The organism is Variovorax sp. UC122_21, from assembly GCF_044056785.1.
Classification (GTDB): Bacteria; Pseudomonadota; Gammaproteobacteria; order Burkholderiales; family Burkholderiaceae_C; genus Variovorax.
On sequence record NZ_CP172004.1, the window covers coordinates 4,714,875 to 4,741,317 of the forward strand.

General features: G+C 70.9%; 19 protein-coding genes and 1 pseudogene. 15 read left to right on the forward strand and 5 right to left on the reverse strand.

The features are described 5' to 3' along the window. Nucleotides 1-17 precede the first annotated feature (17 nt). The 3 genes from ACHMXE_RS34895 to ACHMXE_RS34905 are packed head-to-tail and all read left to right on the forward strand — an operon-like array spanning nucleotide 18 to nucleotide 5,344. Nucleotides 18-710 carry an efflux RND transporter periplasmic adaptor subunit gene (locus ACHMXE_RS34895; protein WP_395352927.1) on the forward strand — a complete coding sequence of 231 codons (693 nt, stop codon included), beginning with the start codon at nucleotides 18-20 and terminating at the stop codon, nucleotides 708-710. A gap of 9 nt (nucleotides 711-719) precedes the next feature. Beyond that, on the forward strand, nucleotides 720-3,893 hold the full coding sequence (locus ACHMXE_RS34900) for an efflux RND transporter permease subunit (RefSeq protein ID WP_395348505.1): 3,174 nt from the start codon (nucleotides 720-722) through the stop codon (nucleotides 3,891-3,893). Beyond that, nucleotides 3,893-5,344: an efflux transporter outer membrane subunit gene (locus ACHMXE_RS34905; protein ID WP_395352930.1), complete on the forward strand. Its 1,452-nt coding sequence runs from the start codon at nucleotides 3,893-3,895 to the stop codon at nucleotides 5,342-5,344. Before ACHMXE_RS34900 ends, ACHMXE_RS34905 begins: the two co-directional genes overlap by 1 nt. 6 nt (nucleotides 5,345-5,350) lie before the next feature. On the opposite strand, the pseudogene ACHMXE_RS34910 reads toward ACHMXE_RS34905, so the two are convergent. The 3 genes and pseudogenes from ACHMXE_RS34910 to ACHMXE_RS34920 form a co-directional block, all read right to left on the reverse strand. Further along, a pseudogene (locus ACHMXE_RS34910) lies at nucleotides 5,351-6,689 on the reverse strand (hypothetical protein). Nucleotides 6,690-6,699: 10 nt separating this feature from the next. Beyond that, on the reverse strand, nucleotides 6,700-7,239 hold the full coding sequence (locus ACHMXE_RS34915) for a hypothetical protein (RefSeq protein ID WP_203204823.1): 540 nt from the start codon (nucleotides 7,237-7,239) through the stop codon (nucleotides 6,700-6,702). 161 nt (nucleotides 7,240-7,400) lie between these two features. Continuing rightward, nucleotides 7,401-7,958, reverse strand: coding sequence for a DUF3455 domain-containing protein (locus tag ACHMXE_RS34920; RefSeq protein WP_203204822.1), 558 nt, complete (start codon nucleotides 7,956-7,958; stop codon nucleotides 7,401-7,403). A gap of 200 nt (nucleotides 7,959-8,158) precedes the next feature. On the opposite strand from ACHMXE_RS34920, the gene ACHMXE_RS34925 reads away from it, so the two are divergent. The 8 genes from ACHMXE_RS34925 (at nucleotide 8,159) to ACHMXE_RS34960 (ending at nucleotide 15,735) form a co-directional block, all read left to right on the forward strand. Next, on the forward strand, nucleotides 8,159-8,734 hold the full coding sequence (locus tag ACHMXE_RS34925) for a sigma-70 family RNA polymerase sigma factor (protein ID WP_281081170.1): 576 nt from the start codon (nucleotides 8,159-8,161) through the stop codon (nucleotides 8,732-8,734). 22 nt (nucleotides 8,735-8,756) lie between these two features. Continuing rightward, complete coding sequence (locus tag ACHMXE_RS34930; RefSeq protein WP_395348506.1) at nucleotides 8,757-9,515, forward strand: anti-sigma factor domain-containing protein; 759 nt, start codon at nucleotides 8,757-8,759, stop codon at nucleotides 9,513-9,515. Nucleotides 9,516-9,612: 97 nt separating this feature from the next. Beyond that, nucleotides 9,613-10,485 (forward strand): SGNH/GDSL hydrolase family protein, encoded by an 873-nt coding sequence (locus tag ACHMXE_RS34935; RefSeq protein WP_395348507.1) that lies wholly within the window; start codon nucleotides 9,613-9,615, stop codon nucleotides 10,483-10,485. A 119-nt stretch (nucleotides 10,486-10,604) separates the two neighbouring features. After that, nucleotides 10,605-12,830 carry a type VI secretion system Vgr family protein gene (locus ACHMXE_RS34940; RefSeq protein WP_395348508.1) on the forward strand — a complete coding sequence of 742 codons (2,226 nt, stop codon included), beginning with the start codon at nucleotides 10,605-10,607 and terminating at the stop codon, nucleotides 12,828-12,830. Further along, nucleotides 12,823-14,160 carry a DUF2169 domain-containing protein gene (locus tag ACHMXE_RS34945; protein ID WP_395348509.1) on the forward strand — a complete coding sequence of 446 codons (1,338 nt, stop codon included), beginning with the start codon at nucleotides 12,823-12,825 and terminating at the stop codon, nucleotides 14,158-14,160. Before ACHMXE_RS34940 ends, ACHMXE_RS34945 begins: the two co-directional genes overlap by 8 nt. Next, the gene (locus ACHMXE_RS34950) at nucleotides 14,076-14,333 is read left to right on the forward strand and encodes a PAAR-like domain-containing protein (protein WP_395348511.1); all 258 of its coding nucleotides are present in this window, start codon (nucleotides 14,076-14,078) and stop codon (nucleotides 14,331-14,333) included. The genes ACHMXE_RS34945 and ACHMXE_RS34950 overlap by 85 nt, the downstream gene beginning before the upstream one ends. Further along, nucleotides 14,333-15,478, forward strand: coding sequence for a hypothetical protein (locus tag ACHMXE_RS34955; protein ID WP_395348512.1), 1,146 nt, complete (start codon nucleotides 14,333-14,335; stop codon nucleotides 15,476-15,478). The genes ACHMXE_RS34950 and ACHMXE_RS34955 overlap by 1 nt, the downstream gene beginning before the upstream one ends. After that, nucleotides 15,475-15,735, forward strand: a complete 261-nt coding sequence (locus ACHMXE_RS34960; RefSeq protein WP_209541334.1) for a hypothetical protein — start codon at nucleotides 15,475-15,477, stop codon at nucleotides 15,733-15,735. Before ACHMXE_RS34955 ends, ACHMXE_RS34960 begins: the two co-directional genes overlap by 4 nt. Before the next feature lie 24 nt (nucleotides 15,736-15,759). On the opposite strand, the gene opgC is transcribed toward ACHMXE_RS34960, so the two are convergent. Beyond that, on the reverse strand, nucleotides 15,760-16,902 hold the full coding sequence (gene opgC, locus ACHMXE_RS34965) for an OpgC domain-containing protein (protein WP_203204816.1): 1,143 nt from the start codon (nucleotides 16,900-16,902) through the stop codon (nucleotides 15,760-15,762). A gap of 184 nt (nucleotides 16,903-17,086) precedes the next feature. Between opgC and ACHMXE_RS34970 the strand changes: the two genes are divergently transcribed. The 3 genes from ACHMXE_RS34970 to ACHMXE_RS34980 all read left to right on the forward strand — a co-directional run bounded on the left by ACHMXE_RS34970 (nucleotide 17,087) and on the right by ACHMXE_RS34980 (nucleotide 24,469). Then, on the forward strand, nucleotides 17,087-23,107 hold the full coding sequence (locus tag ACHMXE_RS34970; protein WP_395348514.1) for an alpha-2-macroglobulin family protein: 6,021 nt from the start codon (nucleotides 17,087-17,089) through the stop codon (nucleotides 23,105-23,107). Between the two features lie 104 nt (nucleotides 23,108-23,211). Next, nucleotides 23,212-23,970 carry a hypothetical protein gene (locus ACHMXE_RS34975; protein ID WP_395348515.1) on the forward strand — a complete coding sequence of 253 codons (759 nt, stop codon included), beginning with the start codon at nucleotides 23,212-23,214 and terminating at the stop codon, nucleotides 23,968-23,970. Between the two features lie 127 nt (nucleotides 23,971-24,097). Beyond that, nucleotides 24,098-24,469: a nuclear transport factor 2 family protein gene (locus tag ACHMXE_RS34980; RefSeq protein WP_281081167.1), complete on the forward strand. Its 372-nt coding sequence runs from the start codon at nucleotides 24,098-24,100 to the stop codon at nucleotides 24,467-24,469. A gap of 21 nt (nucleotides 24,470-24,490) precedes the next feature. Here the strand turns inward: ACHMXE_RS34980 and ACHMXE_RS34985 are convergent, their stop codons facing one another. After that, entirely contained in the window at nucleotides 24,491-25,519 is a 1,029-nt protein-coding gene (locus tag ACHMXE_RS34985) for a LacI family DNA-binding transcriptional regulator (RefSeq protein ID WP_395348516.1), read from the reverse strand. Nucleotides 25,520-25,588: 69 nt separating this feature from the next. On the opposite strand from ACHMXE_RS34985, the gene ACHMXE_RS34990 reads away from it, so the two are divergent. After that, the gene (locus ACHMXE_RS34990; RefSeq protein WP_395348517.1) at nucleotides 25,589-26,410 is read left to right on the forward strand and encodes an SDR family NAD(P)-dependent oxidoreductase; all 822 of its coding nucleotides are present in this window, start codon (nucleotides 25,589-25,591) and stop codon (nucleotides 26,408-26,410) included. Nucleotides 26,411-26,443: the final 33 nt, after the last annotated feature.

Sequence of the window (26,443 nt, forward strand, 5' to 3'; positions counted from 1 at the left end):
AGCTCGGCTACACCCGCATCGTCTCGCCGATCAGCGGCTGGGCCGAGCTCTCGAGCGTCACGCCGGGCGCGCTGGTCACGGCCAACCAGACCACCGCGATGACGACGGTGCAGCAGCTCGACCCGATCCACGTGCACGTCACCCAGTCGAGCAGCGAGCTGCTGCGGCTCAAGCGCGAGCTCGCCAGCGGCCGGCTGCAGCGCGCCAGCGATGCCGAGGCGCGCATCCAGCTGGTGCTCGAGGACGGCAGCAAGTACCCGCACCCCGGTCGCCTGACCTTCAGCGGCGTCACCGTCGATGCCGGCACCGGCAGCGTGACCCTGCGCGCGGTGGTGCCCAACCCCGACCGGCTGCTGATGCCCGGCATGTACGTGCGCGCGGTGCTGCAGGAGGGCGTGAACGCCGCCGCGCTGCTGGTGCCGCAGCAGGCCGTGACGCGCGCGCCCGACGGCAGCGCCTCGGCGCTGGTGATCGATGCCGAGAACAAGGTCGCGAAGCGCCCGATCCAGGTCGGCCGCGCGATCGGCACGCGCTGGCAGGTGCTCGACGGCCTCGCGCCCGGCGACCGCGTGATGACCGAGGGCTCGCAGCGCGTGAAGGTCGGCGACAAGGTCAAGGTGGTCGACCTCGGCGCGCGCGCCGCGGCCGGCCCGGTGGCCGCCGTCGCGCCCGACGCGGCCGATGCCGCCACCAACCCCGTGGCGCGCTGAGGCCGGACCATGGCGCAGTTCTTCATCGACCGACCCATCTTCGCGTGGGTGCTCTCCATCGTCGTCATGCTCGCGGGCCTGATGGCGATCCGCACGCTGCCGCTCGAGCAGTACCCCGACATCGCGCCGCCGCGCGTGTCGATCAACGCCACCTACACCGGCGCCTCGGCCAAGACGGTCGAGGACTCGGTCACGCAGGTGATCGAGCAGCAGCTCAAGGGTCTGGACAACCTGCTGTACATGCAGTCGACCAGCAACTCCTCGGGCGTGGCCCGGCTGTCGCTGACCTTCGATCCCGGCACCAGCATCGACGTGGCGCAGATGCAGGTGCAGAACAAGCTGCAGCAGGCCATGTCGCGGCTGCCGCAGCAGGTGCAGAGCCGCGGCGTCACCGTCACCAAGGGCGGCAACGACTTCCTGATGATCGTCTCGATGTACTCGGGCGACGGCAGCGCCTCGGCCGTGGACGTGGGCGACTACATCAGCAGCAACCTGGTCGACGTGATCAGCCGCATCGACGGCGTGGGCGAGGTCCAGACCCTGGGCACCGGCTACGCCATGCGGCTGTGGCTCGACCCCGACAAGCTGCGCAAGTACGCGCTGATGCCCTCGGACGTCAGCGCCGCCATCACGGCGCAGAACGCGCAGGTCTCGGCCGGCCAGCTCGGCGCGCTGCCGGCGGCCGCGCAGCAGCAGCTCAACGCCACCATCACCGCGCGCAGCAAGCTGCAGACCGCGGAGCAGTTCGAGAACGTGGTGCTGCGCGTGACGCCCGACGGCGCCGTGGTGCGGCTCAAGGACGTGGCGCGCGTCGAGCTCGGCGCCGAGAACCTCACGGTGCGCTCGCAGCTCGACGGCCGGCCCGGCGCCGGCCTCGGCGTGGTGCTGGCCGACGGCGCCAACGCGGTGCAGGTGGCGCAGGCGGTGAATGCCAAGGTCGAGGAACTCAAGCCGCTGTTCCCGAACCAGTTGCAGACCTTCGTGAGCTACGACACCACGCCCTTCGTCAGCGCCTCGATCGACGAGGTGGTGAAGGCGCTGCTCGAGGCCATGCTGCTGGTGGTGCTGGTGATGTATGTGTTCCTGCAGAACTTCCGCGCCACGCTGATCCCCGCGATCGCGGTGCCGGTGGTGCTGCTGGGCACCTTCGGCGTGCTGTCGATGGCCGGCTACTCGATCAACACGCTCACCATGTTCGGCATGGTGCTGGCCATCGGCCTGCTGGTGGACGACGCCATCGTCGTGGTCGAGAACGTCGAGCGCGTGATGCACGAGGAAGGGCTCTCGCCCAAGGAGGCCACGCGCAAGTCGATGGCCGAGATCACGCCCGCGCTGGTGGGCATCGCGCTGGTGCTGTCGGCGGTGTTCGTGCCGATGGCCTTCTTCGGCGGCTCCACCGGCGTGATCTACCGCCAGTTCTCGATCACCATCGTCTCGGCGATGGCGCTGTCGGTGTTCGTCGCGCTCACGCTGACGCCCGCGCTGTGCGCCACGCTGCTCAAGCCGGTCGCCAAGGGCGGCCATGCCGCGCCGCGCACCGGCCTGCTGGGCCGGGTCGACCGTTTCTTCGCGGCCTTCAACCGCGGCTTCGACCGCAATGCCGCGCGCTACGAGGGCGTGGTCGGCGGCATCGTGCGGCGCGGCAAGCGCAGCCTCGTGGTCTACCTGCTGATCGCGGGCGTGATGGCGCTGCTGTTCATGCGCCTGCCGACCTCCTTCCTGCCCGACGAGGACCAGGCCTTCCTGCAGGTGCAGGTGACCCTGCCGCCGGGCGCCTCGAACGCGCGGCTGCAGCCCGTGGTCGAGCAGATGCAGCAGTACTTCGCGAAGCAGCCCGAGGTGGTGAGCGTGAACGTGCTCACCGGCCAGAACGGCGACCAAAGCTCGGCGCGCGCCTTCGTCAAGCTCAAGGACTGGGACGAGCGCACCGGCAAGGGCCAGTCGGCCGCCGAGCTCGCGCGGCGCGCCAACAAGGACCTGTCGACGGTGCGCGACGCGCGCATCTTCGTGCTGCTGCCGCCGGCCGTGCGCGGCCTGGGCGCCAACGCCGGCTTCAATTTCCACCTGAAGGACATCAACGGCCTGGGCCACGACGCGCTGGTGAAGGCGCGCGACCAGGCCATCGAGCTGCTGGGCCGTCGGCCCGAGGTGATGAACGTGCGCAGCAACAACCTCGACGACACGCCCGAGTTCGCGGTCGACATCGACGACGCGCGCGCCGGCGCGCTGAGCCTGGCCACCTCCGACATCGACAGCACGCTGTCGAGCGCCATGGGCGGCACCTACATCAACGACTTCCTCGACAAGGGCCGCGTGAAGCGCGTCTACATGCAGGGCGACACCGGCTTCCGCATGCTGCCCTCGGACATCGACCGCTGGAGCGTGCGCAACAGCCTGGGCCAGATGGTCTCGTTCCCGGCCTTCTCGAGCTCGCGCTGGAGCTACGGCTCGCCGCAGCTGCAGCGCTACAACGGCAGCCCGAGCTACGAGTTCGTGGGCGATGCCGCGCCGGGCGTGAGCTCGGGCGACGCGATGGCCGCGGTCGAGGAAGTGATGAAGCAGATGCCGCCTGGCATCTCCTACGAATGGACCGGCGCCTCGTTCCAGGAACGGCTGTCGGGCGCGCAGGCGCCGCTGCTCTACGCGATCTCGATCCTGTTCGTGTTCCTGTGCCTCGCCGCGCTCTACGAGAGCTGGTCGGTGCCGTTCTCGGTGATCCTGGTGGTGCCGCTGGGCATCGTGGGCGCGCTGCTGTTCACCAGCCTGCGCGGCCTGAGCAACGACGTGTACTTCCAGGTCGGCCTGCTGACCACCGTGGGGCTGTCGTCGAAGAACGCGATCCTGATCGTGGAGTTCGCCAAGCAGCTGCAGGAACAGGGCAAGAGCGTGCTCGATGCCACGCTGCAGGCGGTGCGCCTGCGGCTGCGCCCGATCCTCATGACCTCGCTGGCTTTCGGCTTCGGCGTGCTGCCGCTGGCCATCGGCACCGGCGCCGGCGCGGGCGGACGCCAGTCGATCGGCACCGCGGTGCTCGGCGGCATGGTGGTGGGCACCGCGCTCGGCATCTTCTTCGTGCCGCTGTTCTTCGCGCTGATCCGCGGCTGGCTCGCGGGACGGCGCAAGGCCGTGCCGAAGGACGAGCCGCTGGCGCCCGCGCAGACCGCCGAGCAAGGAGGCCACTGATGCGACACGCCCTCCCCTTGCGTTCGCTGACGCTCATCGCCGCCGCCGTGCTCGCGGGCTGCGTCAACCTCGCGCCCGACTACCAGGCGCCCGCGCTGCCGGTGCCGGCGACCCTGCCCTCGGCCAACGTCGAAGCCGCCACGCCGCTCGACGCGGGCTGGCGCGACTTCTTCGTCGAGCCGAAGCTGCGCGCGGTCATCGAGCTCGCGCTCGCCAACAACCGCGACCTGCGCGTGGCCGCGCTCAACATCGAGCGCGCGCGTGCCCAGTACGGCATCGCGCGCGCCGGGCTCTTTCCCACCATCGACGCCGGCGCCGGCGGCAGCCGCTCGCGCACGCCGGGCAGCCTCTCGACCGGCGGCGAGCCGCGCTACGCCACGCAGTACAGCGCCGACCTCGGCCTCACGAGCTACGAGATCGACCTGTTCGGCCGCGTGCGCAACCTCAGCGAAGCGGCGCTGCAGAGCTTCTTCCAGACCGAGGCCACGCAGCGCGGCACGCAGATCAGCCTGGTGGCCTCGGTCGCCACCGCCTGGCTGCAGCTCGCGGCCGACGAGCAGCGGCTGCAGCTCGCGCGCCACACGCTCGAGAGCCAGCGCCGCTCCTTCGACCTGATCCAGCGCGGCCATGGACTGGGCGCGCAGTCGGGCCTCGCGCTCGCGCAGGCCCAGAGCACGGTCGACGCGGCGCGCGCCGACGCGGCCGCCTTCGACAGCCAGGTCGAGCAGGACCGCAATGCGCTCGCGCTGCTGGTCGGCGCCACGCCACCGGCCGAGCTGCTGCCCACGCCGGCCGCGACCGACCCGGGCACCGCCACGGCGAGCGCCGCCACCGCCGAGCCCGCGCCCGCTGCGCGGCTGCTGGTGCCGCCGGCCGGCCTGCCCTCGAGCGTGCTGCAGCAGCGGCCCGACGTGCTCGCGGCCGAGCATGCGCTGCGCGCGAGCAATGCCGACATCGGCGCCGCGCGCGCCGCCTTCTTCCCGCGCATCGCGCTCACCGCCTCGGCGGGCACGGCCAGCAGCACGCTGTCGGGCCTGTTCGCCAGCGGCAGCAGCGCCTGGAGCTTCGCGCCCTCGATCAGCGTGCCGATCTTCGACGGCGGCGCCAACCGCGCCAACCTGCGCGTGGCCGAGGCACAGCAGAAGATCCAGCTCGCGAGCTACGAGAAGACGGTGCAGACCGCGTTCCGCGAAGTGGCCGACGCGCTGGCCGAGCGCCGCACCTTGGCCGAGCGGCTGGACGCGCAGCGCTCGCTGCTCGACGCCACCTCGCGCAGCTTCTCGCTGTCGCAGTCGCTGTTCCGCAGCGGCGCCAGCAGCTACCTCGACGTGCTCGATGCGCAGCGCGCCTACTACGCGGCGCAGCAGACGCTGATCGGCCTGCAGCTGACCGAGCAGACCAACCGGCTCACGATCTACAAGGTGCTGGGCGGGGGCTGGAAGGAGAGCTGAGGCGGCTCAGGCCGAAGCCGCCACGCCCGGCGCCGGCCGCAGCAGCCAGCGCACTTCCTTCGTCTGCTCGCTGTCCGGATAGCGGTTCTCGAGCGTGGTCAGGATCGGCTGCGCCATGTCCGAGCGGCCCAGCCCCTGCACCACGCGCGCGCGCGGCCAGTTCGTAGGCCTGCGGGATCGCGGCATGGCCGCGGAAGCGCCGGTCGAAGCCCGAGAGCAGCGCCAAGGTGCCGTGGGCATCGCCGCCGCGCCATTCGGCGCGTGCCATCGCGATCACCATCGCGGGGTCCTCGAGCACGAAGGCCTTGTCCTTCTCGCGGCAGGTCTTGAGCACCTTGAGCGCCTCGGACGCGAGGTCGCGCCGCATCAGCAACGGGATGAAGCGGCGCGCATGGTCGAGCAGGGTGTCCTTCTTGTCGGGCACCAGCGCCAGCACGCGGTGGTAGCGGCGCTGCGCCGCGAGGTCGTCCGAAGGCGCGGTGCGCTGCGCCTCGTAGGCCAGGCCCAGCGCGGCCGCGAGGTCGCCGTCGGTGATGCACTGCGCGACCTCGGCGTCCATGCGCTGCGCCGCGATCTGCTCGGGCGTGCGGCGGTCCACCGGCGCGCCGTCGTCCACGCCGCCGCCGGGCAGCAGGTCGATGCCCAGTGCCGCATGGTGCTGGTACATCACGTAGCCCAGCAGGCTCGCCATCACCCAGCCGAAGTAGATGAAGGCGAAGTTGATGATCGGCAGCGCGATGCGCCCGTCGATCACTGGCAGCAGCATGCCGATCGCGATCTGCGCGCCGGCGCTCAGCAGGAACAGGAAGAAGCACAGCAGTGCATAGGGCCAGCCGATGATGCGCATCGTCTCCCACACGTAGCCGGGGTTCATCGCCTGGAAGAAGCTGCACGACTGCACCAGCACGATCACCGCGGCCGGGAAGGTGAAGGACATGACGAACATGCCGACCGTGGCGAGCATCGGGTCGAGCTTGGCGAGCGCGCCGATCGCGACGCCCTGCACCAGCGAGATCGCGAACAGCTTCCACGGCAGGTTGACCCATTCGTCGTCGAGCGAGCGCGGGAAGTCGGCCGAGCGCCAGATGCCGCGCGAGCCCAGCGCGACCACCTTGAAGCCGTAGCGGCTCGAGGCCAGCACGATGCCCAGCTCGATCAAGAGGATCGCGAGCGCGTCGGGCAGGAAGAACACCGCCTCGTACAACAGGCTGCACAGCGCGAGCGCGAGCCCGTACATCAGCGGGCGCACCTGGAACGGAAAGGCGAAGAAGCTGTTGAGGCGGTGCCAGAACGGCGGCGGCGCGGGCCGGTCGTCGTCCTCGCGGAGGCGGTCTCGGGTGCTCATGGCACGGCCCTCATTTCTTGAAGAAATCGCTCTGCCGCATCGCGCCGGCGCCCTGCATGCGCACCAGCGTGCTCTGGTCGGAGCGCACCAGCCGCACCTGGCCCAGCTCGCGCTCGATGCGCTGCTCGAAGCTCGAGACGAACTGCATCGCCTGCTCGCCCATCTTGAGCCGGCTGGTGCCCTTGACGATGGCGCTCTTGCGGTCGGCGGCGAGCTCGACCGAGTCGAGGTGGTAGTCGTACTCGATGGTCAGGATGCCGCCCATCGCCTCGCCGATCGCCGCGAAGGTCTTGAAGCTGTCGCGCGCGGCATCGCAGGCCTGGGCGCGGTTCAGGGTGTTGTCCTGCGACTGGCCGAGCAAGGTGGTGCGGTCCTGCACCACGGCCCGGCTGCTGAGCTGCTTGCACAGCCGCTCGGGGTCGCGCGAGAGGATGGCGTGCGCCTCCTGCTCGTAGTACCGGTGGACCATCGGCTCGTCGAGCTTGCGACCGCCGATGAAGTAATACCACGCGCCCACGCAGAGCGCGATCACGATCGCGATGTTCCTCATGCTCCGCCCCGCGCGCCTCGGCGCTCCCGCTCCTGTTTTTGTGCGGGGCAGTATACGTTCACAAATGTTTCAAACGACCCACCCAAAAGGGGGGCCGGCAGGGGCGGCGGCGCAACGGAAAACCGGGGGCGAGCCCCCGGTCTTCAAGGCGCGCGAGCGACTCAGCCCGCGCGGTAGAAGATGTAGTCGGCCTGGTACTTCACGACCTGCTTCTGGCCCATGTTCGAGGCGCCGCAGGCCGCGGCCGGCGCGACGCCGCCCTGCGTCGCCACGCGCTGGATGTAGCTCACGTTCTGCATGGCGCCGGCGCCCGTGGCCGGGTTGGCCTTCACCAACTGGTGCGGGATGTTGCCCGTGCCGTTCGGCGCGACGGCGACCTGCGTGGCCGTGACCTTCGAGCCGTCGGCGCTTTCCCAGGTGGCGGGCGGGCCGTAGTACTTGCCGACCTGCTTGCCGCCGCGGTCCCACAGCTTCGCATCGGGGCCGACGAAGAACCACTCGTACTGGCCGGCGGCGTTGGCCTTCACGCGGCATTCGTAGGTGATGTCGCCGGTGCCCACGGTTTCCATGACCACCATGTGACCGGCCGGCACCTTCACCGCGTCGGGCAGGGAGGCCTGCGAGAACGTCGCGGCGGGCTTGGCGCCCATGCCGGAGCAGGCGGCGAGCCCAAGCACGGCCAGCGCGGCGGCCAGGGCGTTCAGGGTGCGGATGTGCATGATCGTTTCCTTTTTCAGATCGGCTTCGGGAGAGGAGAAAGAAAGAAGCGGTCCGTTGTTGTCGTGGATTTCGACGGCCTCTTGTGCCTGTACGCGCGCGATGCGGCAACGGATTCAGCCGCGGCGAAGAAAGCGGTTGAATCCGGCGCGCCCGCGCGGGCGTATTCCAGGGATGCGAAGCGATGCCCCACAATCGGCGAATGACCGCACCCAGCCCCGACGCCGAGCTGATGGCGCTGATCGACCGGATCGGCCATCGCGACGAAGCCGCCCTGCGCCTCCTGTACGACCGGACCGCCCCGAAGCTCATGGGCCTCGCGATGCGCGTGGTACGCCAGCGCGAATGGGCCGAGGATGTCCTGCAGGAAAGTTTTCTGACCGTCTGGCGCGTGGCCGGCGACTACCGTGCCAGCCTGAGTCCGCCGCTGGCCTGGCTCGGGCTGATCGTGCGCAGCCGCGCGCTCGACCTGCTGCGCCGCCGCACCGCCGACCGGGCCCAGCTCACGCAGGAATTCGACGAGCTGATGGCCGACACCCTCGAGTCGGATGCGCCGAATCCGGCCGACACGGCCGATGCAAGCGAGCAGGCCTGGGCGCTGCACCAGTGCCTGAGCCAGCTCGAGGCCCGGCAGCGCGAGGTGGTCAGCCTGGCCTACCTGCGCGAGCTCAGCCATGGCGAACTGGCCGACCAGCTCAAGCTGCCGCTGGGCACGGTCAAGACCTGGATCCGGCGCGGCCTGGAGAAACTGCGCGTCTGCATGGGACGCTTCGCGTAGGCGCAGAGAAAGTAGCCTTGCCATGAAACTCACCGCCCATCCCGAACTGCTGGAGCTCTTGGCCGCGAGCCACGCGCTCGGCACCCTGCGCGGCGGCGCGCGCCGCCGCTTCGAGACCCTCGCGCGCGAACAGGCGCCGGTGCGCGCCGCCGCGCTGGTCTGGCAGGGCCGCCTCGCCAGCATGACCGAGTTGCAGAGCCCGGTCGTGCCCGATCCGGCCGTCTGGACCCGCATCCGCAACATGATCGACGCCGAGCAGGCGCAGCTCGCGCTGACCCGCCAGCGCGAGGCGGCCACGGCCGCCCAGCAGCGCAAGCCCGCGGGCGGCTGGCTCGGCAGCCTCGCGCTGTGGCGCGGCGCGACCGCGGCCGGCGCGCTGGCCACGGTGCTCGCGGTCACGGTCGGCCTGAACCTGCGCGACCAGCTGCTCAATGCACCCGCGGTGCAGTACGTGGCCGTGCTGTCCGACGACAAGGACGCGGCCTCGATGCTCGTGACCTTCGATCCGAAGAAGCGCCAGCTGGTGCTGCAGCGCGTGGGCGGCTTCAGCGAAGGCGCCGACAAGTCGCTGCAGCTGTGGGCCCTGCCGCCGGGCGGCGCGCCGCGCTCGCTGGGCGTGCTCGACCGCGCGCCGGGCCTGCGGCTGCCGGCCAGCGAAGCCGACGTCCGCGCCGTGCCCACGCTCGCGATCAGCCTCGAGCCCAAGGGCGGCGTGCCGAGCGCCGGCGGGCCGACCGGCCCGGTGCTCTTCAAGGGCGCGCTGATCGAGAAGACAATCTGAGGCCTGGCGGGCGCCGCGCGCGGCGCCCGTTCCCTGCCCAGCTTCGGCTTTTCCGATGGTCCGCCCGCCCGCTTCTCCTTCCCGCTCCATGTTCTCGATGAAGACCGCGCTCGCCGCGCTGGCCCTGCTGGCGGCCTCGCTGGCCGCCCAGGCCCAGACCCCGTCCGCCGCGCCCGCCCTCGCCCCGCCCCCCGCCGCCAGCTTCGACCCGGTCGTCTCCTCGGCCGACTACCTCGCCGCGCGCGTGCGCTGGCACCGCGAGCTCGATGCCTTCGCGCGCGCCGACCAGGACGGGCTGCCGCCGCCCGGCGGCGTGGTGTTCGTGGGCAGCTCCACGGTGCGCATGTGGACCCGGCTCTCGCAGGACTTCGCCGGCGTGCCCGGCATCGTCAACCGCGGCTTCGGCGGTTCCACGCTGGCCGACTGCAGCCTGTTCGCGCACGACCTGGTGGTGCGCTACCGGCCGCGCCAGGTGGTCGTCTACGCGGGCGACAACGACCTCGCCGAGGGCCGCACGCCGCTGCAGGTGCTCGATGCCTTCGTGCGCTTCGCCAACGCGGTGCGCAACGAGCTGCCCGACGCGCGCATCAGCTTCGTCTCGGTCAAGCCCAGCCCCTCGCGCGAGCACCTGATGCCGCTGATCCGCGAGACCAACCACATGGTCTCGGCCTACCTCAACCGGCTGCCCAACAGCGAGTACATCGACATCTTCACGCCGATGCTCGGCGCCGACGGCAAGCCGCGCCCCGAGCTGTTCCGCGGCGACCGGCTGCACATGACCGACGAGGGCTACCGGCTGTGGCAGTCGGTGATCGCCTCGCACCTCGTCCCGGCGCCCTCGAGGCCGGCGCGCGCGGGCGCGACCCGAATCCTTTCGACTCACTTTTCCGGCCGACCTTCGCCCATTGCCGGCGTCGTCCTACGACGAGGCCCTGCCCGCGGTCATCGCGGCGCCCGAACGGACGTGTAAAAACACCGCATGGTCGTCAACACCCGCCGGGCAGCGCCATGCCACGCCGGGACGAAGAGGGAGAGCCCATGCCGAGCGCTTCGCGAGCCAACCGCGTCCTGCGAGTCACTTCGCCTGCGATGCCGCAATGGGGCGGCAGTCCCGCGCTGGAGCCGGTCGCGGTCGAGGGACACGAAGGACTGAGCCGGCTGTTCGCCTACACGGTCACGCTGAGCACGCGCGAGCAGCCCGGCCTCAACGAACGTCAGGCCGCCAACATCGCCATCAAGCAGCTCGTGGGCGAACCGCTGGCGGTGCACATCCTGCTCGACGGCCGTCCAGGCGCGAACGGCGAGTGGCGCCATCTCTCGGGGTTGGTCACGCGGGTGCGCTTCCTGCGGCTGGAGAACCGCCGCGCGCTCTACGAGGCCGAGATCGCGCCCTGGCTCACGCTCGCCACGCGCAGCAGCGACTACCGCATCTTCCAGCACAAGACGGTGCTGGACATCGTGCGCGAGGTGCTCTCGCCCTACGGCTTCGCGCTCGACCTCCGCGCCTCGCGCAGCTATCCGGCGCGCGATTTCCAGGTGCAGTACGGCGAGACCGATTTCGATTTCGTCGCGCGGCTGCTGCACGAATGGGGGCTGTACTTCCACTTCGAGCATGCCGAGGACAGGCACACGCTGGTGATCGTCGACGAGATGGACGCGCACCGGCCCTTCGCGAACGCGGGCTACGAGAAGATCCCGTTCCACGCCGCCGAGGACACGGTGCGCGAGGAGCACTGCGACAGCTTCTGTGCCTTCGAGGCGCTGCAGAGCGGTCGCTGGATCACCGACGACTTCGACTTCGAGCGGCCCAAGGCCCGGCTGCAGCAGGTCAGCGCGATGCCGCGCAAGACCGCGCAGAACGAGCGCGAGCGCTATGGCTGGCCCGGCGACTACACGGTCGAGTCCGAAGGCGAGCAGCTGGTGCGCCGCCGCATGGAGGAGACCGGCAGCCGCGGCGAGCGCGCGAACGGCTCGGGCAATCTGCGCGCGGTGGTGCCGGGCTGCACCCTGACGCTCGAGCGCCATCCGCAGAACGAGGCCAACCGCGAGTACCTCGTCACCGCCGCGCGGCTGCGCCTGCAGGAGCCCGGCGAGGCCTCGGGGCAGGAGCAGTTCGAGTGCCGCGTCGACTTCGAGGTGATCCCCACCAGCAAGGTCTACCGCGCCGACGCGCCCACCGTGCCGCGACCGCGCACCACCGGCCCGCAGACCGCGATCGTCACCGGCCCGGCCGGGCGCGAGCTCTGGACCGACCAGTACGGCCGCGTGAAGCTGAGCTTCCACTGGAACCGCACCTGCTCGAAGGACGAGAACAGCTCGTGCTGGGTCCGTGTCTCCTCGCCCTGGGCCGGCACCGACTTCGGCGGCATCCAGATCCCGCGCATCGGCCAGGAGGTGATCGTCGACTTCGAGAACGGCGACCCCGACCGGCCGATCGTCACCGGCCGGGTCTACAACGCCGACAACATGCCGCCGTGGGAGCTGCCCGCCAACGCCACCCAGAGCGGCTTGCTCTCGCGCAGCACGGAGGACGGCAGCGAAGCCAATGCCAACGCCTTCCGCTTCGAGGACAAGAAGGGCGCCGAGCAGGTGTGGCTGCATGCCGAGCGCAACCAGGACATCGAGGTCGAGCACGACGAGACCCACTCGGTGGGCCGCGACCGCAGCAAGAAGGTCGGCCGCAACCAGCTCGGCACCATCGGCATGGCCTACATGCACAACGTGGGTCTGGCCAAGATGGTCAACATCGGACTGGCCTACTCGTTCAATGTCGGCATGCTGCGCAACACCCTGGTGGGCATGGTCGACAACACCATGGTCGGCAAGACGCAGACCACCAAGGTGGGCGAGAAGTACCTGCTCTCGGTGGGCGGCGACAAGGGCAGCCACATCGAGATGGACGGCAAGACCATCTCGCTGCGCGTGGGCGCCTCGGTGGTGCAGCTCAAGGCCGACGGCTCGATCGCGGTCACCGGCAAGAAGATCAACATCACCGCGCAGGGCGACGACGTGACCGTCAACGGCGAGCACATCTGGCTCAACCCGGTCGGCGGCGCGGCGGCGCTGCAGCCCGCGGCGGTCCCGACCGCGCCGCCGGCCGAGCCGCCGGGCAGCCCGCTGGCCAGCCTCGGCGCGCTGATGGGCGGCAACCCCGCCGAGCTGCTCGGCAAGGCCGGGCAGCTCGCATCGATCGCCCAGCAGGTGGCCGCGGGCGGCGGCGACGCGGCGGCCCATGCGACGCAGGTCCTGGGCACGGTCACGAGCGCGGTCGCCGGCGGCGTCGGCGCGATCGATCCGTCGGGCGCCCATGGCTGAGCCCGCGCCGCCGATCCCCGTGCCGCGTCTGCGCCAGCTGCGCAACGCCACGTCCTTCGTGCACTTCCAGTTCGACAAGATGGCGCGGGGGCGGCGCTTCCACGACGTGGTGGTGCTGTGCGCGAGCTTCGTGCTCGCGCCGGGCCGGCTCGAGCCCGCGGCCTCGCACCGCGGCCCGGTCTTCGCCGACGAGGCCTGGGACGCCGCGCAGCCTGCGCTGTCGAGCCTGCGCACGGCCACCGATCTGCTGCTGGTCAAGCCCGGCGCCGACGTCTATCTGACGGGCACCGCGCACGCCCTGGACTGGACGCCGCGCGACGCCTGGCAGGCGCGGCTGCAGCTGCATCGCGACGCAACGCCGCTGCTGGACAAGACGCTGCGCCTGACCGGACCGCGCCATTGGGACTGGCAGCCCGAGGCCGCGCAGCGCACCCTGTCGGCGCCGCAGCCCGCGCTCGCGGTACCGCTGCGCTACGAGCTCGCCTATGGCGGCTGGGGCTTCGAGCCCGACGACGACGCATCGGCCGCGCCGCGCACCCACGCGGCCAACCCGTGCGGCAGCGGCTGGTTCGGCGGCGCGGCGCAGGGGCAGCATCCGGGCGCGCGCCATGCCTTCGAACGGCCCTTCCCCGGCCCGCAGATCGAGCACGCCGACGCGCCGCTCGCGCAGGCCAACCAAGAGGACGCGCGACCGGCCGGCTTCGCGCCGATCGCGCGCTTCTGGCAGCCGCGCCTCGCGCTGGCCGGGGCCTACGACGATGCCTGGCGCGAGCGCCAGCGCGACCAGCCCTACATGGACTATGCCGAGGACTTCGACGAACGCTTCTTCCAGTACGCCCCGGCCGACCAGGTCGTGGCCGGCGGCCTGCGCGGCGACGAATCCCTGCGGCTGAGCGGCTTCTTCGCCTCGACGCCCGGCCTCGAGGCCCGGCTTCCGCGGCTGTGGATCGAGGCGCTGTGCCGCGACGGCGACGGCGGCGAGCGCAGCACGGCGATGAAGCTCGACACCGTGCACATCGATCTGGACGAGATGCTCGTGCACCTGACCTGGCGGCTCACGCTCGACCAGGCGCTCGACACGGTCGCGGTCGACCTGTTCGAACGAACGCTCCCGCAAGACGTCGCCGGCGCACCGGCAGCCATGGAGACCACCGGATCAGCGCCGAGAAACACATCGCCGACGCGGAGTCGCGCTTCATGGTGGTCAACGTCGCGCCCGACTTCTGCATCGTCGGCAACCAGGTCGTGCCCTTCGACATCGTCTCGATGCTGCCGCCCGAGCAGGCCGCCTACTCGCACACCGTTTTCGCGCGCGGCGAGAAGGTGCTGATGGTCGACAGCATCGTCAAGGGCGTGGCGGGCAACGCGGGCAGCGGCGTGCGCTCGGGCGTCTCGCTCGGCGCGGGCAACGTGAAGATCGTCGCGGGTTCGCAGACGGTGTTCGTCGAGAGCCGCGCCGTAGCGCGCCATGGCGATCTCTGCGAGATGAACGGGGCCGCCTGATGAGCTCGATCCCGGAGGACGAGGAGAAGGCGCCGGGGCAGGCGGTGCCCGCGCCCTCGCTGTCCTCCCTGCTCACGACGCCGCCCTTCCTCGGCAACGGCACGCCCGGGCGCGTGCTGACCTTCGAGGTGCCCAAGGGGCCGATGGTGCGCCGCCGCCCCGGCATCTGCGGCGAGCCCTATGCGCGCGCCAAGGCCGAGTTCGACGCCAAGCCGTGGTACGTGCGCTGGACCGCCGGCACCGACCGGCCCGTCGGCGTGGAGCCGACTGACGAACTGATGCGCGCCAGGGAATTCCAGCGCGAGTGCGAGAAGTGGCCCGAGGAGGTGCCGCAATCGCTGATCGACGACAAGCGCCAGCGGCTGTCCGATCACCTGACCGGCAAGGCCCCGCTGTCGCCCGAGGAATCGCTGCGGGTGCGGCGCGACCTCGACTTCGTCAGCGACGTCTACACGCCCGGTCCCCGCTACAGCGCGCCGCTGACGCCGCAGGAGCAGGGCTGGCTCGACGAGCGCAACCTGCGCTGGGGCAACACCATGGGCATCGCCTTCCTCGGGCCGGTCTACGGCGGCCCGGGCGCGCTCACGCGTCTGCTCGGCGGCTCGGAGCAGGCGGTGGCGGGCGTGAACCAGCTCTCGGGCAGCCTCGTGGGGGTCGCCCGCACGCGCACCTTCGCCCGGCTCGCGGCGGAGCGCCGCGCGGCCTCGGGCGAGGCGCTCGCCAGGTCGCGCGAGATGAACCGCGGCGCGCCGCTGGAGCCGCTCGACCCCGCGGCCGCGGCGCGCGGCACGGTGGTCCAGCGCAAGTACGCGCCGCTCGACTGGGAGGCCGTGGTGCCGAAGAAGGGTCCGTACAAGGGCGAGAAGCGCGAGGACCATGTGCGCCGGCACAACCAGGACGTGCCGGGCAAGGACAGCCACGGCGTGTTCTACAAGGACGGCGTCGACACCACCAACCGGGCCTGGCAGCGGGCCCAGGACCTGGGCCTCAAGCCGGACGCCACCGGTATGCTCCGGGTTCCGATGGACGAGATCGTCGGCCGCGCGGGCGGGAACGCCGCGGCGACCGGCGAGCTCTTCCGCTCGGTCGAGATGAAGCTCGTGCCCGGCACCAACCAGATCATCACCTCCTACCCCGTCAAATGAGAACCCTCTACTGGTCCAGCACCTGCGCCAACTGCAACCAGGGCCGCCTCCTGTTTCAGAACGACATCACCAACGCGCGGGTGTACGTGCACTGCGAGGAATGCGAATGGGGCTGGCTGCATCCCGAAGGCCTGGGCGACGTGGCCCAGGGCTTCCTCACGCTGCTGAGCGACTACGAGACCACCGACCCGACGCGCGAGGAGATCGAGCGCAGCGAATGGCGCGGCCACATCGCGGGCTCCTTCGAGGAGGCCTAGGCGTCGGCGCGGCCGCCGCGCCCCTCAGGCGCGCGCCGGCTCGGTCGGCACCTCGTCGGCCGGCGGCGGCACGTCGGCGCCGCGCGAGACGCGCGCCACCAGGTACATGCCCGTGAACACCGCCGCCAGCAGCAGCGCGTCGCCCCACCAGGGCCGCGCGGTCTGGCTGTCGCCGTAGAAGGCCAGCACCAGCAGCACGGCCACCAGGTGCGCGCAGAACACCGGCAGCGAAGCCGAGCCCATGGCCTCGAGCCAGCCCAGGCGCGGCAGCTTGCGCATCAGCCAGGGGCCGAAGCGCACCGCGAGGATGCCCAGCGCCACGAGGTTGACCAGCCGCAGCGGCCCGAGCAGCCACTTGTCGAACAGCAGGTTGCGCTCCACGTCGCCGCCGAACGGTGCCTGGCCGTTGATGCCGGTGTGGCGCCAGTAGAAGCAGTAGAGCGCCACGGCCGCCGCCAGCAGCAGCAGCCAGGCCGGAAAGCGCAGCGGCTTCACGCCGGGCGTGTTGCGGCTGGCGCCGATGGCCAGCCCCGCGAACCAGAGGAACTGCCAGGCATAGGTGTTGAAGGCGCCCATCTCGTGGTACGGCACCGGCAGCCCGAGGTGGCGCACCGCCAGCCCGTAGACCCATTCGCTGAAGCCGAACTGCGCCGCCGCCCACAGCGCCGCGCTCAGCGCCATCACCGGCAGCCAGCCGTGGCGCATCGCGAAGGCCAGCACCCAGGGGCTCATGAGCATGAAAAAGATGTACATCGGCAGGATGTCGAGCAGCGCCGGTTCGTAGATCAGCAGCAGCCCGTAGAGGAAGCCGTCGCGCGGCGCCGCCAGGTAATAGGAGACAAGGTTCTTCACCGCCGGCTGGTCGATGTGCAGGCCCACGCCAGTGATCACGGTGAACAGGAACAGCAGCGTGGCCGCCTGGCACAGGTAGACCTTGAGCACGCGGCGCCAGAACGCGCTGCGCATCGACTCGACGCCGCGCACGTGGCCGATGCGGCTGTAGACCAGGCCGGCGACGAAGGCCGACAGCAGCACGAAGCCCTCGGCCGCCGAGACGAAGCCGAAGGGCTGGCCCAGCGGGTCCGTCAGCCGTGTCGGCAGGTGGGTGACGGTCATCAGCACGAGCATCAGCCCGCGCAAGGCGTCGATTTCCCAGTAGCGTTTCATCGGTTGGCGGCGGTTTCCTGACTTCGTCCGCGCGACGCTCGCCCGGGGTGAGCGATTGTAAGAAGAAGGGGCGACTTCGCAGGCTTCGGGCCCTCGGTCTATGACGGACGGCACTGCCGTGCCGCCATGCAAATCGGCTACCCTCGTGCGCTGTCCTCAGGAGGAGTTAGTTGTGAACAGTTCGATGAGTGCGCGATCCCTCTGGCTGGCCATCGGCGCGGCGGCACTGGCTGCTCCCGCGTTCGCGCTGCAGATCACCAGCCTCACGCCGCAGGGCGAGGTCTCGCGCGTGCGGCAGGTGGTCGCCAAGTTCGATCAGGCCGCGGTCAACTTCGGCGATCCGAAGGCACCGGCGCCACTGTCGGTGAGCTGCACCGACGCGCAGGCCGGCAAGGGCCAGGGCCGCTGGACCGACGCCAAGCAGTGGGTCTACGACTTCGAGAACGACCTGCCGCCCGGCGTGCGCTGCACGATCAGCCGCATCGCCTCGTTCAAGCCCGCCAGCGGCGAGCTGACCGGCCCCGAGCGCTACCAGTTCTCGACCGGCGGCCCGTTCGTGCGCAGCTTCCAGCCCGGCAGCTACGGCAAGATCGACGAGCAGCAGATGTTCGTGCTCGAGCTCAACGGCCCGGCCACGCTCGACAGCGTGCGCGAGAACGTCTGGTGCGCGGCCGACGGCATCGGCGAGCGCGTGCCCGTGAAGCTGATCGAGGGCGCCCAGCGCACCGAACTGCTCAAGGCCTACGGCCGCGACAAGGCCGCCGCCAAGGAGCCGCTGCGCTTCGTCACGATGCAGTGCAACCGCACGCTGACGCCCGGCAGCAAGCTGCAGATCGTCTACGGCAAGGGCGTGGCCACGCCCTCGGGCATCGCCAACAGCGTCGAGCGCCGGCTGAGCTTCGAGGTGCGCGAGCCCTTCGCGGCCTCGTTCACCTGCGAGCGCGAGAACGCGCAGGCCGCCTGCCTGCCGCTGCGCCCGATGACGCTGCAGTTCAACGCCCCGGTCACGCGCAAGATGGCCGCGGCGATCCAGCTCAAGGGCGGCGGCAAGACGCTTGCGCCCAAGTTCGACGACGAGGGCTCGGCCCAGAACGCCGACGATGTCGTGAGCTCGATCAACTTCGCGGCGCCGCTGCCCGAAAGCACCTCCTTCAGCATCGAGCTGCCCTCGAAGTTCGAGGACGCCTCGGGCCGACCGCTGGCCTCGCCCGACAGCTTCCCGCTCAAGGTCGCGACCGGTTCCATGCCGCCGCTGGCCAAGTTCGCGGCCTCGCCCTTCGGCGTGATCGAGCGCCTGGCCGAGCCCGACACCCCGGCCATGATGCCGGTGACGGTGCGCCGCGTGGAGCCGCAGCTGATGGTGCAGGCGCTCACGCCCGGCAAGGTCAGCGACATCAACCCGAAGACCGACGCCGAGATCATCGAATGGCTGCGCAAGGTGCGCCGCTACGACAGCTACACCATCGCGCGCACCGAGGCGCGCAAGGACCTGCGCACGCCGCTGCCGCCGGTGCTCGACAGCAGCGACAAGACCTATGTGCAGACCCGCACGCTGTCGCTGCTCTCGGGCCAGCCGGGCGTGAAGTCGCTCGACATGCCCAAGGCCGAGAGCGGCGACCCGCGCCCCTTCGAGGTCATCGGCATCCCGCTGACGCCGGGCTTCCACGTGCTGGAGATCGCCTCGCAGAAGCTCGGCGACGCGCTGCTCGACGAGCGCCTGGGCGCCAACCGCACGATGTACGTGCGCACCAGCGCGCTGGCCACCAACCTGGCGGTGCACTTCAAGCTGGGCCGCGAGAACTCGATGGCCTGGGTCACCACGCTCGACAAGGGCAAGGTGGTGGCGGGCGCGCAGGTGCGCGTGTCGGACTGCCGCGGCAAGGCCGTGGCCTCGGGCACCACCGGCGCCGACGGCACCGTGATGCTCGAGGGCGTGCCCTCGAAGGCGCCCAACTGCAACGGCGAGGACGAGTACGGCGAGGGCTTCTGGTTCGTCAGCGCGCGCGCCAAGGACGAGAAGGGCGTGGAAGACCTCGCCTTCACCCAGAGCGACTGGCAGCGCGGCATCGAGCCCTGGCGCTTCAACGTGCCCACCAGCCTGCAGCCCGAGCCCGACCGCATCGCCCACACCATCTTCGACCGCACGCTGCTGCGCGCCGGCGAGACGGTGTCGATGAAGAGCCTGATCCGCACCCAGACCCGCAAGGGCTTCGGCCTGCCCGACGGCACGCCCGACACGCTGGTCATCACGCACCAGGGCAGCGGCCAGCAGTTCACCCAGCCGCTGGCCTGGCGCAAGACCGCCACCGGCGGCCTCAGCGCCGAGAACAGCTTCGCCATTCCGGCCGCGGCCAAGCTCGGCGTGTACGAGGTGCAGCTGCGCAGCGGCGGCGCCAAGAAGAACAACAACGAGAGCGACGAGGACGAGGAGGACGGCGGCGGCCGCAGCTTCGCGACCGGCATCTTCCGCGTCGAGGAATTCCGCCTGCCGGTGCTCGAGGGCCGCATCGCGCCCAGCGACAAGAAGCCGCTGGTGGCGGCCACGGCCGTGCCCACCGACGTGCAGATCAACTACGTGGCCGGCGGCGGCGCGGCCAACCTGCCGGTGCGCGTGTCGGCCATGGTGCGCGGCAAGAGCCTGAGCTTCTCCGACTACGACGCCTTCAGCTTCAGCCCGCCGCGGCCGGTGGAGGCCGCGGGCCTGCAGGCGGCCACCGCGGCCGGCCCCGAGGCCACGGGTGGCGAGGAAGACCTCAACAGTGTCAGCGACACCCGCGTGATCGCCGACAAGCTGCCGCTCACGCTCAACAAGGACGGCGCCGGCAAGCTCACGATCGACAAGGTGCCCAAGGTCAAGGCCGCGCGCGAGCTGCTGCTCGAGGCCACCTACGCCGACCCGAACGGCGAGGTGCAGACCATCCGCAGCACGCAGACGCTGTGGCCCGCGGGCGTGATCGCCGGCATCAAGACCGAGGGCTGGGTCTCGACCGCGCAGAAGGTCAAGTTCCAGGCGCTCGCGCTCGACCTCGCGGGCAAGCCCCAGGCCGGCGTGACGCTCAACGTGCGCGCCGTGGCGCGCATCACCACCACCAGCCGCAAGCGCATGGTGGGCGGCTTCTACACCTACGACAACAAGACCGAGACCAAGGACATCGGCACCGTCTGCAGCGGCAAGAGCGACGCGCGCGGCCTGCTGCTGTGCGAGACCGAGCTCAAGGACGCGGGCGAGGTGGAGCTGGTCGCCAGCGCCACCGACGGGGAGGGCCGCGATGCCCGCGCCGCCAGCTCGGTCTACGTGACCAAGCAGGGCGAACTCTGGTTCGGGGGCGAGGACAACGACCGCATCGACGTGCTGCCCGAGAAGAAGAGCTACCAGCCCGGCGAGATCGCCAAGTTCCAGGTGCGCAGCCCGTTCCGCTTCGCGACCGCGCTGGTGTCGGTCGAGCGCGAGGGCGTGATCGAAACGCACGTGGTGCAGCTCAACGGCCAGGACCCGACGGTCACGCTGCAGGTCAAGCCCGAATGGGGCCCGAACGCCTACGTGAGCGTGCTCGCGCTGCGCGGGCGGCTGCGCGAGGTGCCGTGGTACAGCTTCTTCAGCTGGGGCTGGAAGGCGCCGCGCGAATGGTGGACCGCCTTCTGGTACGAGGGCAAGGAGTACGTGGCGCCGACCGCCATGGTCGACCTCAGCAAGCCTGCCTACCGCCTCGGCATGGCCGAGATCCGCGTCGGCACGCGCGCCCACCAGCTCGACGTGACGGTGGCCAGCGACAAGCCCAGCTACCCGGTGCGCGGCAAGGCGCAGGTCACGATCACCGCCAAGCTGCCCGACGGCAAGCCGGCCGCCGGCGCCGAGGTGGCGCTGGCCGCGGTCGACCAGGCGCTGCTCGAGCTGATGCCCAACGACAGCTGGGACCTGCTCAACGCGATGCTGCAGCGGCGCAGCTGGGGTGTCAGCACCTCGACCGCGCAGATGGAGATCGTCGGCCGGCGCCACTACGGGCGCAAGGCCGTGCCCGCGGGCGGCGGCGGCGGCAAGGGCCAGACGCGCGAGCTGCTCGAGACCCTGCTGATCTGGAACCCGCGCGTGGTGCTCGACGCCAACGGCCAGGCCGTGGTGACGGTGCCGCTCAACGACGCGCTGACCACCTTCAAGATCGTGGCGGTGGCCGACTCGGGCACCGACCTGTTCGGCACCGGCCAGGCCAGCATCCAGGCCACGCAGGATCTGCAGATCATCAGCGGCCTGCCGCCGCTGGTGCGCGAGGACGACCAGTTCCGCGCCCAGATCACGCTGCGCAACACCACGCAGAAGGCGATGAAGGTGGAAGCCACGCCGCGTGCCACGCTGCTCACCCTGCAGCCGCAGACGGTGGACATCCCTGCCGGCGAGGCGCGCGAGGTGGCCTGGAACGTGACCGCGCCGGCGCAGCTCGCGCAGACGCGCGCCGAGGCGATCCTGTGGGAGATCGAGGCCAGGGACACGCTGGGCGGCGCACGCGACGCGCTCAAGGTGCGCCAGCGCATCGTGCCCTCGGTGCCGCTCACGGTGCAGCAGGCCACGCTGGTGCAGGTCGACGGCCCGTTCACCATCGACGTCGCGCCGCCGGCCGACGCCCTGCCCGGCCGCGGCGGCCTGAAGCTGTCGCTGCAGCCCAAGCTGGCCGAAGGCCTGCCGGGCGTGCGCGACTGGTTCGCCAACTACCCCTTCATCTGCCTCGAGCAGAAGACCAGCAAGTCGGTCGGCCTGCGCGACGCGAAGATGTGGCAGGGCGTGCTCGCGCAGCTGCCCACCTACCTCGACAGCGACGGCCTGGCGAGCTACTTCCCGCCGCGCGACGGCGAGGCCAACGGCGGCAGCGACATCCTGACCTCGTACCTGCTGGCCGCCACCAACGAAGCGGCTTCGCTCGACCCCGCCTTCGCGCTCGCCGACGACGTGCGCGCGCCGATGGAAGCCGGCCTGATCGCCTTCGTCGAAGGCCGCCTCACGCGCGACTTCTGGAGCCCGCGCAAGGACCTGGACGTGCGCAAGCTGGCCGCGCTCGAGGCGCTGTCGCGCTACGGCAAGGCCTCGGGCGCCATGCTCGGCAGCATCACCATCGCGCCGAACCAGTGGCCCACCAGCGCGGTGATCGACTGGCTCAACATCCTGAAGCGCGTGCAGGACGTGCCGCAGCGCCAGCAGCGCATGGACGAAGCCAACAACGTGCTCAAGGCGCGGCTGTCCTACCAGGGCACCAAGCTGATCTTCAGCACCGAGCGCGACGACTACTGGTGGTGGCTGATGACCAACGGCGACGTGAACACCGCGCGCCTGCTGCTGACGGTGATGGACGACCCGGGCTGGAAGGACGACATCGGCAAGCTGGCCAACGGCTTCATCGGCCGGCAGCAGAACGGCGCCTGGCACACCACCACCGCCAACCTCTGGGGCGGGCTGGCGCTCGAGAAGTTCAGCAAGGTGTTCGAGAGCACGCCGGTGGCCGGCATCACCGCCGCCACCCTTGGCGCGGCCAAGGCGCAGGTCGACTGGAGCAAGGTCGAGCGCGTGAAGGCCAGCGACGCGACCGGCGCGCCGAACCAGACCACCTTCTTCGGCGCCCCGGCCTCGCCGGGCAACCTGCGCAACAACGGCATGTTCCTGCCCTGGGCGGCCTCGCCCGGCGGCGCGCCGGTGCGCGACACCCTGCTCGTGACCCAGCAGGGCACGGGCAAGCCCTGGCTCACGATGCAGTCGATCGCGGCGGTGCAGCTCAAGGCGCCGTTCGCGGCCGGCTACGCCATCAAGAAGACCGTGACGCCGGTGGAGCAGGCGGTGGCCGGCAAGTACACGCGCGGCGACGTGCTGCGCGTGAGCCTGGAGGTCAACGCCAGCGCCGACATGACCTGGGTCGTCATCAGCGACCCGGTGCCCGGCGGCGCCACCATCCTCGGCAGCGGCCTGGGCCGCGACTCGCAGATCGCCACCCAGGGCGAGAAGAAGTCGGGCGCCGGCTGGCCGGCCTTCGAGGAACGCAGCTTCGAGGCCTTCCGCAGCTACTACCAGTACCTGCCCAAGGGCGTGGTGAAGATGGAGTACACGGTGCGGCTGAACAACGTCGGCGACTTCGCGCTGCCGCCGAGCCGCGTCGAGGCGATGTACGCGCCCGAGATGTTCGGCGAGGTGCCGAACGAGCGCATCAAGGTCGAAGCGGCGCGCTGAAGCCGCCCGCGCGGATGACGGCCCGGCGCAACGCGCGGCCGGCCGTCATCCCGCCTTCATCTGGGTTCGTCACCATCGCCGCCACGAACCACGAGGAGTGATCCATGGGCCTGGCCATCTGCGTCGGCATGCTTGCCGAGCTGCTCGAAGACGACCCCGAGGGCGCCGAGGCGTTCGAGGAGGACCTGGCGGAAGTCAACCGCGTGCTGGCCGCCGCCGGCCTGCCGCCGCACACCGAGCCGCGCGAGGCGATCGAGTTCGACTCGCGCGCCTCGATCGAGAGCTTCCCCTACTCCTTCATCCATTACCTGCGCCGCGCCTACGCGCACCGCGTGCTCGCGCCCGACTGGGTGGCCACGCCGCTGGCCGACGACGTCGATCCCACGGCCGACCCGAAGATCCAGACCCTGCTCGACAGCGAGGACAGCCACCTGCTGTGCCATTCGGATGCCGAGGGCTTCTACGTGCCGGTGGACTTCAGGGAAGTGCTGTTCGACGAGCGCGAGGAAGACGACGAGATCGAGGAAGAGGAAGAAGAGGACGACGAGGACGTCGACCTCTCGCGCGGCCGCGAGGAGGACGACATCGAGGACGAGGAAGAAGACGAGGAGGACGACGAAGCCCTGGGCCTGCCCGGCGGCATGCTCGGCTCCTCGTACCGCCTGCTCGAGGAGCTGGTCTACGTGGCGCCCGCGCTGGGCATCCACCTGTCGAACGGCAAGCTCGGCGACGAGGAGGCCGAGCGCATCGACGCGCTGATCGAGGACGACAACGGCCTCTACCGCGAGTACGCGGCCTGGCTGCTGCTGTACGAGGCGGCGCGGCTGAGCATCGCGCACCGCACGGCGATCGTGTTCTGCTGAGACGCGGCGGCGAGCCTGTCATTCCCGGTCTTTCCCGATGGCGCCGCGCGGCGGGCGGCCTACACTGCATCGACACGCTCGCTTCCCTCCCACCCCGTTGCTGCGATCCGCAGAAAGGCCGCTACCCATGACCACGATGGACACGATGGAAATCGCCAACACGCTCGTCGAGCTGTGCCGCCAGGGCGCGTACGAGGAGGCGCTGGCGCTCTATGCGAGCGACGCGGTGAGCGTCGAGGCCGGCGGCCCGCCCGACATGGCGCGCGAGGTGCGCGGCATCGAGGCGATCCGCGGCAAGGGCGAATGGTGGACCTCGAACCACGAGGTGCACGGCATGATCGTCGCAGGCCCGTGGCCGCACGACGACCGCTTCATCGTCGGCTTCAGGATCGACGCCACCTTCAAGACCAGCGGCGAGCGCTTCACCATGGAGGAGATGGCGCTCTACACGGTGGAAGACGGCAAGATCGTGCGCGAGGAATTCTTCTACGCGGCCTGAGCGCCGCACCACCGCGCGTCGTCAGCGCGCGGGCGCCGCGCACGAGGCGCCGATGGTGAGCGCCAGCGGCACGTGCACGCTGCGCCGCGCCTCGGGCGCGCGCCCTTCCACCCGCTCGAGCATCAGTTCGGCCGCGGCATGCGCGGCGCCCTCGATGTCGAAGCGCAAGGTGGTCAGCGGCGGGTCCATCAGCGCGAAGGCGTCGTCGGTGCCGATGCCGACCACCGACAGCTGCGCCGGAATGCGCAGGCCGCGTTCGCGCGCGCTGCGCAGCGCGCCCGACAGCAGCCGCGTGCCGAGCGCGATCAGGGCGGTGGGCGGCGCCGCGAGCGCGAGCATCGCGTCCATCTGCGCGGCCGAGGACTCGATGGCCGAGCTCAGCATGCACACCAGCGCCTCGTCGTAGCCGATGTCCGCGCGCCGCAGGCCGTCGCGGTAGCCGAGCAGCTTCTCGCGCCCGGGCCGGATCGCGGGATTGGGGCCGAACAGCGCGATGCGCCGGTGGCCCAGCGACACCAGGTAGTCGACCGCCGTGGCCACGCCCTGGCGGTGGTCCTGGCAGATCGCGTCGGCCTCGAAGCCGGTCTCGCGGTCGAGCACCACCAGCGGCAGCTTGCAGCGCGCGAAGGCGTCCTGCGCCGCGGGCAGGTCCTCGCGGCTCGGCGAGACGAACACGCCCTCGAGCCGGCGGTTCTCGAACAGGTGCAGCAGCTGCGCCTCGCGCTGCGGCTGGTCGAAGGTGCTGCCGACCAGCACCGAGAAGCCCTCGGACTGCAGCCGCGCCTCGACCGCCGCGAAGAAGGCCGAGAGGAAGGGATTGGCCATGTTCGAGACCATGAAGCCGATCGCCTTGCTGCGCCCGGTCTTCAGGTGCCGCGCGCTGAAGTTCGGCACGTAGCCGATGCCCTGCGCGGCCTTCTCGACACGCTTGCGCACCTCGGCGCTGACGTAGCCGCTGTGGTTGAGCACGCGCGAGACGGTGGCCACCGAAGTCTCGGCGGCGTGCGCCACGTCGCGCAGCGAGACCGCCTGGCTGGGCGTTCGGCTCATAGTTTTCCCTTATGTAAACGTTCCATGGATTGCGGCCTCCCGGGCGCTCACTTTAACCTTGGAATCGATATGGAAACGTTCTCAGAAACAAGGCGCGATTTCGCCGGCCGCACGGTGCTGGTGGTGGGTGGCGGCCAGGCCGCCGGCGGCGATCCCCAACTCGTGGGCAACGGCCGCGCGATCTGCCTGCGGCTCGCGCAGCGCGGCGCGCGCGTGGCCTGCGCCGACCGCGATCTCGAGGCCGCGCGACACACAGTTGACGCGCTCGAGGCGCAGGCGCCCGGTGCGCAACACCTGGCCCTGGCCGCCGACATCGGCGACCCGGCCCAGGTGCGCGCGCTGTTCGCCACGCTGGCCGAAGGCGGCATCGTGCTCGCCGCGCTGGTGCTCAACGCCGGCATCAGCGACCGCCGGCCGCTGGCCGAGGTCACGCCCGAGAGCTGGGACGCGATCCTCGGCGTGAACCTGCGCGGCCACCTGCTGTGCGCGCAGGCGGCGCTGCCCGCCATGCAGCACGGCGGCGCGATCGTGTTCATCTCCTCGCTCGCCGCCCTGATGCCCGCGGGCCGCAACCCGGCTTACGAGAGCTCGAAGGCCGCGCTGTCGGCGCTGTGCCGCGCCGTCGCGCTCGAGGGCCATGGGCGCGACATCCGCGCCAACATCGTGCGCGCGGGCCTGATCGACACGCCCATGGGCCGCGCCGCCAGCGCCGCGCGCCCGGGCCGCGCGAGCGGGCCGCTGCCCTTCGGCCGCCAGGGCAGCGCCTGGGACATCGCCAACGCCGCCTGCTTCCTGCTCTCGGACGAGGCCGCCTACATCAATGCCGCCGAGCTGCCGGTGGACGGCGGCCTGCGCCACGGCATCGCGCGCGCACCCGGCGCTGCTGCCTGAGCCGCTTCTCTTTCTTCCCGCTTCCGGAGACAA

Coding starts and splice junctions, on each gene's coding strand:
- ACHMXE_RS34900 (WP_395348505.1), top strand. CDS start 720: ATGGCGCAGTTCTTCATCGACCGACCCATCTTCGCGTGGGTGCTCTCC.
- ACHMXE_RS34905 (WP_395352930.1), top strand. CDS start 3,893: ATGCGACACGCCCTCCCCTTGCGTTCGCTGACGCTCATCGCCGCCGCC.
- ACHMXE_RS34915 (WP_203204823.1), bottom strand. CDS start 7,239: ATGAGGAACATCGCGATCGTGATCGCGCTCTGCGTGGGCGCGTGGTAT.
- ACHMXE_RS34920 (WP_203204822.1), bottom strand. CDS start 7,958: ATGCACATCCGCACCCTGAACGCCCTGGCCGCCGCGCTGGCCGTGCTT.
- ACHMXE_RS34925 (WP_281081170.1), top strand. CDS start 8,159: ATGACCGCACCCAGCCCCGACGCCGAGCTGATGGCGCTGATCGACCGG.
- ACHMXE_RS34930 (WP_395348506.1), top strand. CDS start 8,757: ATGAAACTCACCGCCCATCCCGAACTGCTGGAGCTCTTGGCCGCGAGC.
- ACHMXE_RS34935 (WP_395348507.1), top strand. CDS start 9,613: ATGAAGACCGCGCTCGCCGCGCTGGCCCTGCTGGCGGCCTCGCTGGCC.
- ACHMXE_RS34940 (WP_395348508.1), top strand. CDS start 10,605: ATGCCGCAATGGGGCGGCAGTCCCGCGCTGGAGCCGGTCGCGGTCGAG.
- ACHMXE_RS34945 (WP_395348509.1), top strand. CDS start 12,823: ATGGCTGAGCCCGCGCCGCCGATCCCCGTGCCGCGTCTGCGCCAGCTG.
- ACHMXE_RS34955 (WP_395348512.1), top strand. CDS start 14,333: ATGAGCTCGATCCCGGAGGACGAGGAGAAGGCGCCGGGGCAGGCGGTG.
- ACHMXE_RS34960 (WP_209541334.1), top strand. CDS start 15,475: ATGAGAACCCTCTACTGGTCCAGCACCTGCGCCAACTGCAACCAGGGC.
- opgC (WP_203204816.1), bottom strand. CDS start 16,902: ATGAAACGCTACTGGGAAATCGACGCCTTGCGCGGGCTGATGCTCGTG.
- ACHMXE_RS34970 (WP_395348514.1), top strand. CDS start 17,087: ATGAGTGCGCGATCCCTCTGGCTGGCCATCGGCGCGGCGGCACTGGCT.
- ACHMXE_RS34975 (WP_395348515.1), top strand. CDS start 23,212: ATGGGCCTGGCCATCTGCGTCGGCATGCTTGCCGAGCTGCTCGAAGAC.
- ACHMXE_RS34980 (WP_281081167.1), top strand. CDS start 24,098: ATGACCACGATGGACACGATGGAAATCGCCAACACGCTCGTCGAGCTG.
- ACHMXE_RS34985 (WP_395348516.1), bottom strand. CDS start 25,519: ATGAGCCGAACGCCCAGCCAGGCGGTCTCGCTGCGCGACGTGGCGCAC.
- ACHMXE_RS34990 (WP_395348517.1), top strand. CDS start 25,589: ATGGAAACGTTCTCAGAAACAAGGCGCGATTTCGCCGGCCGCACGGTG.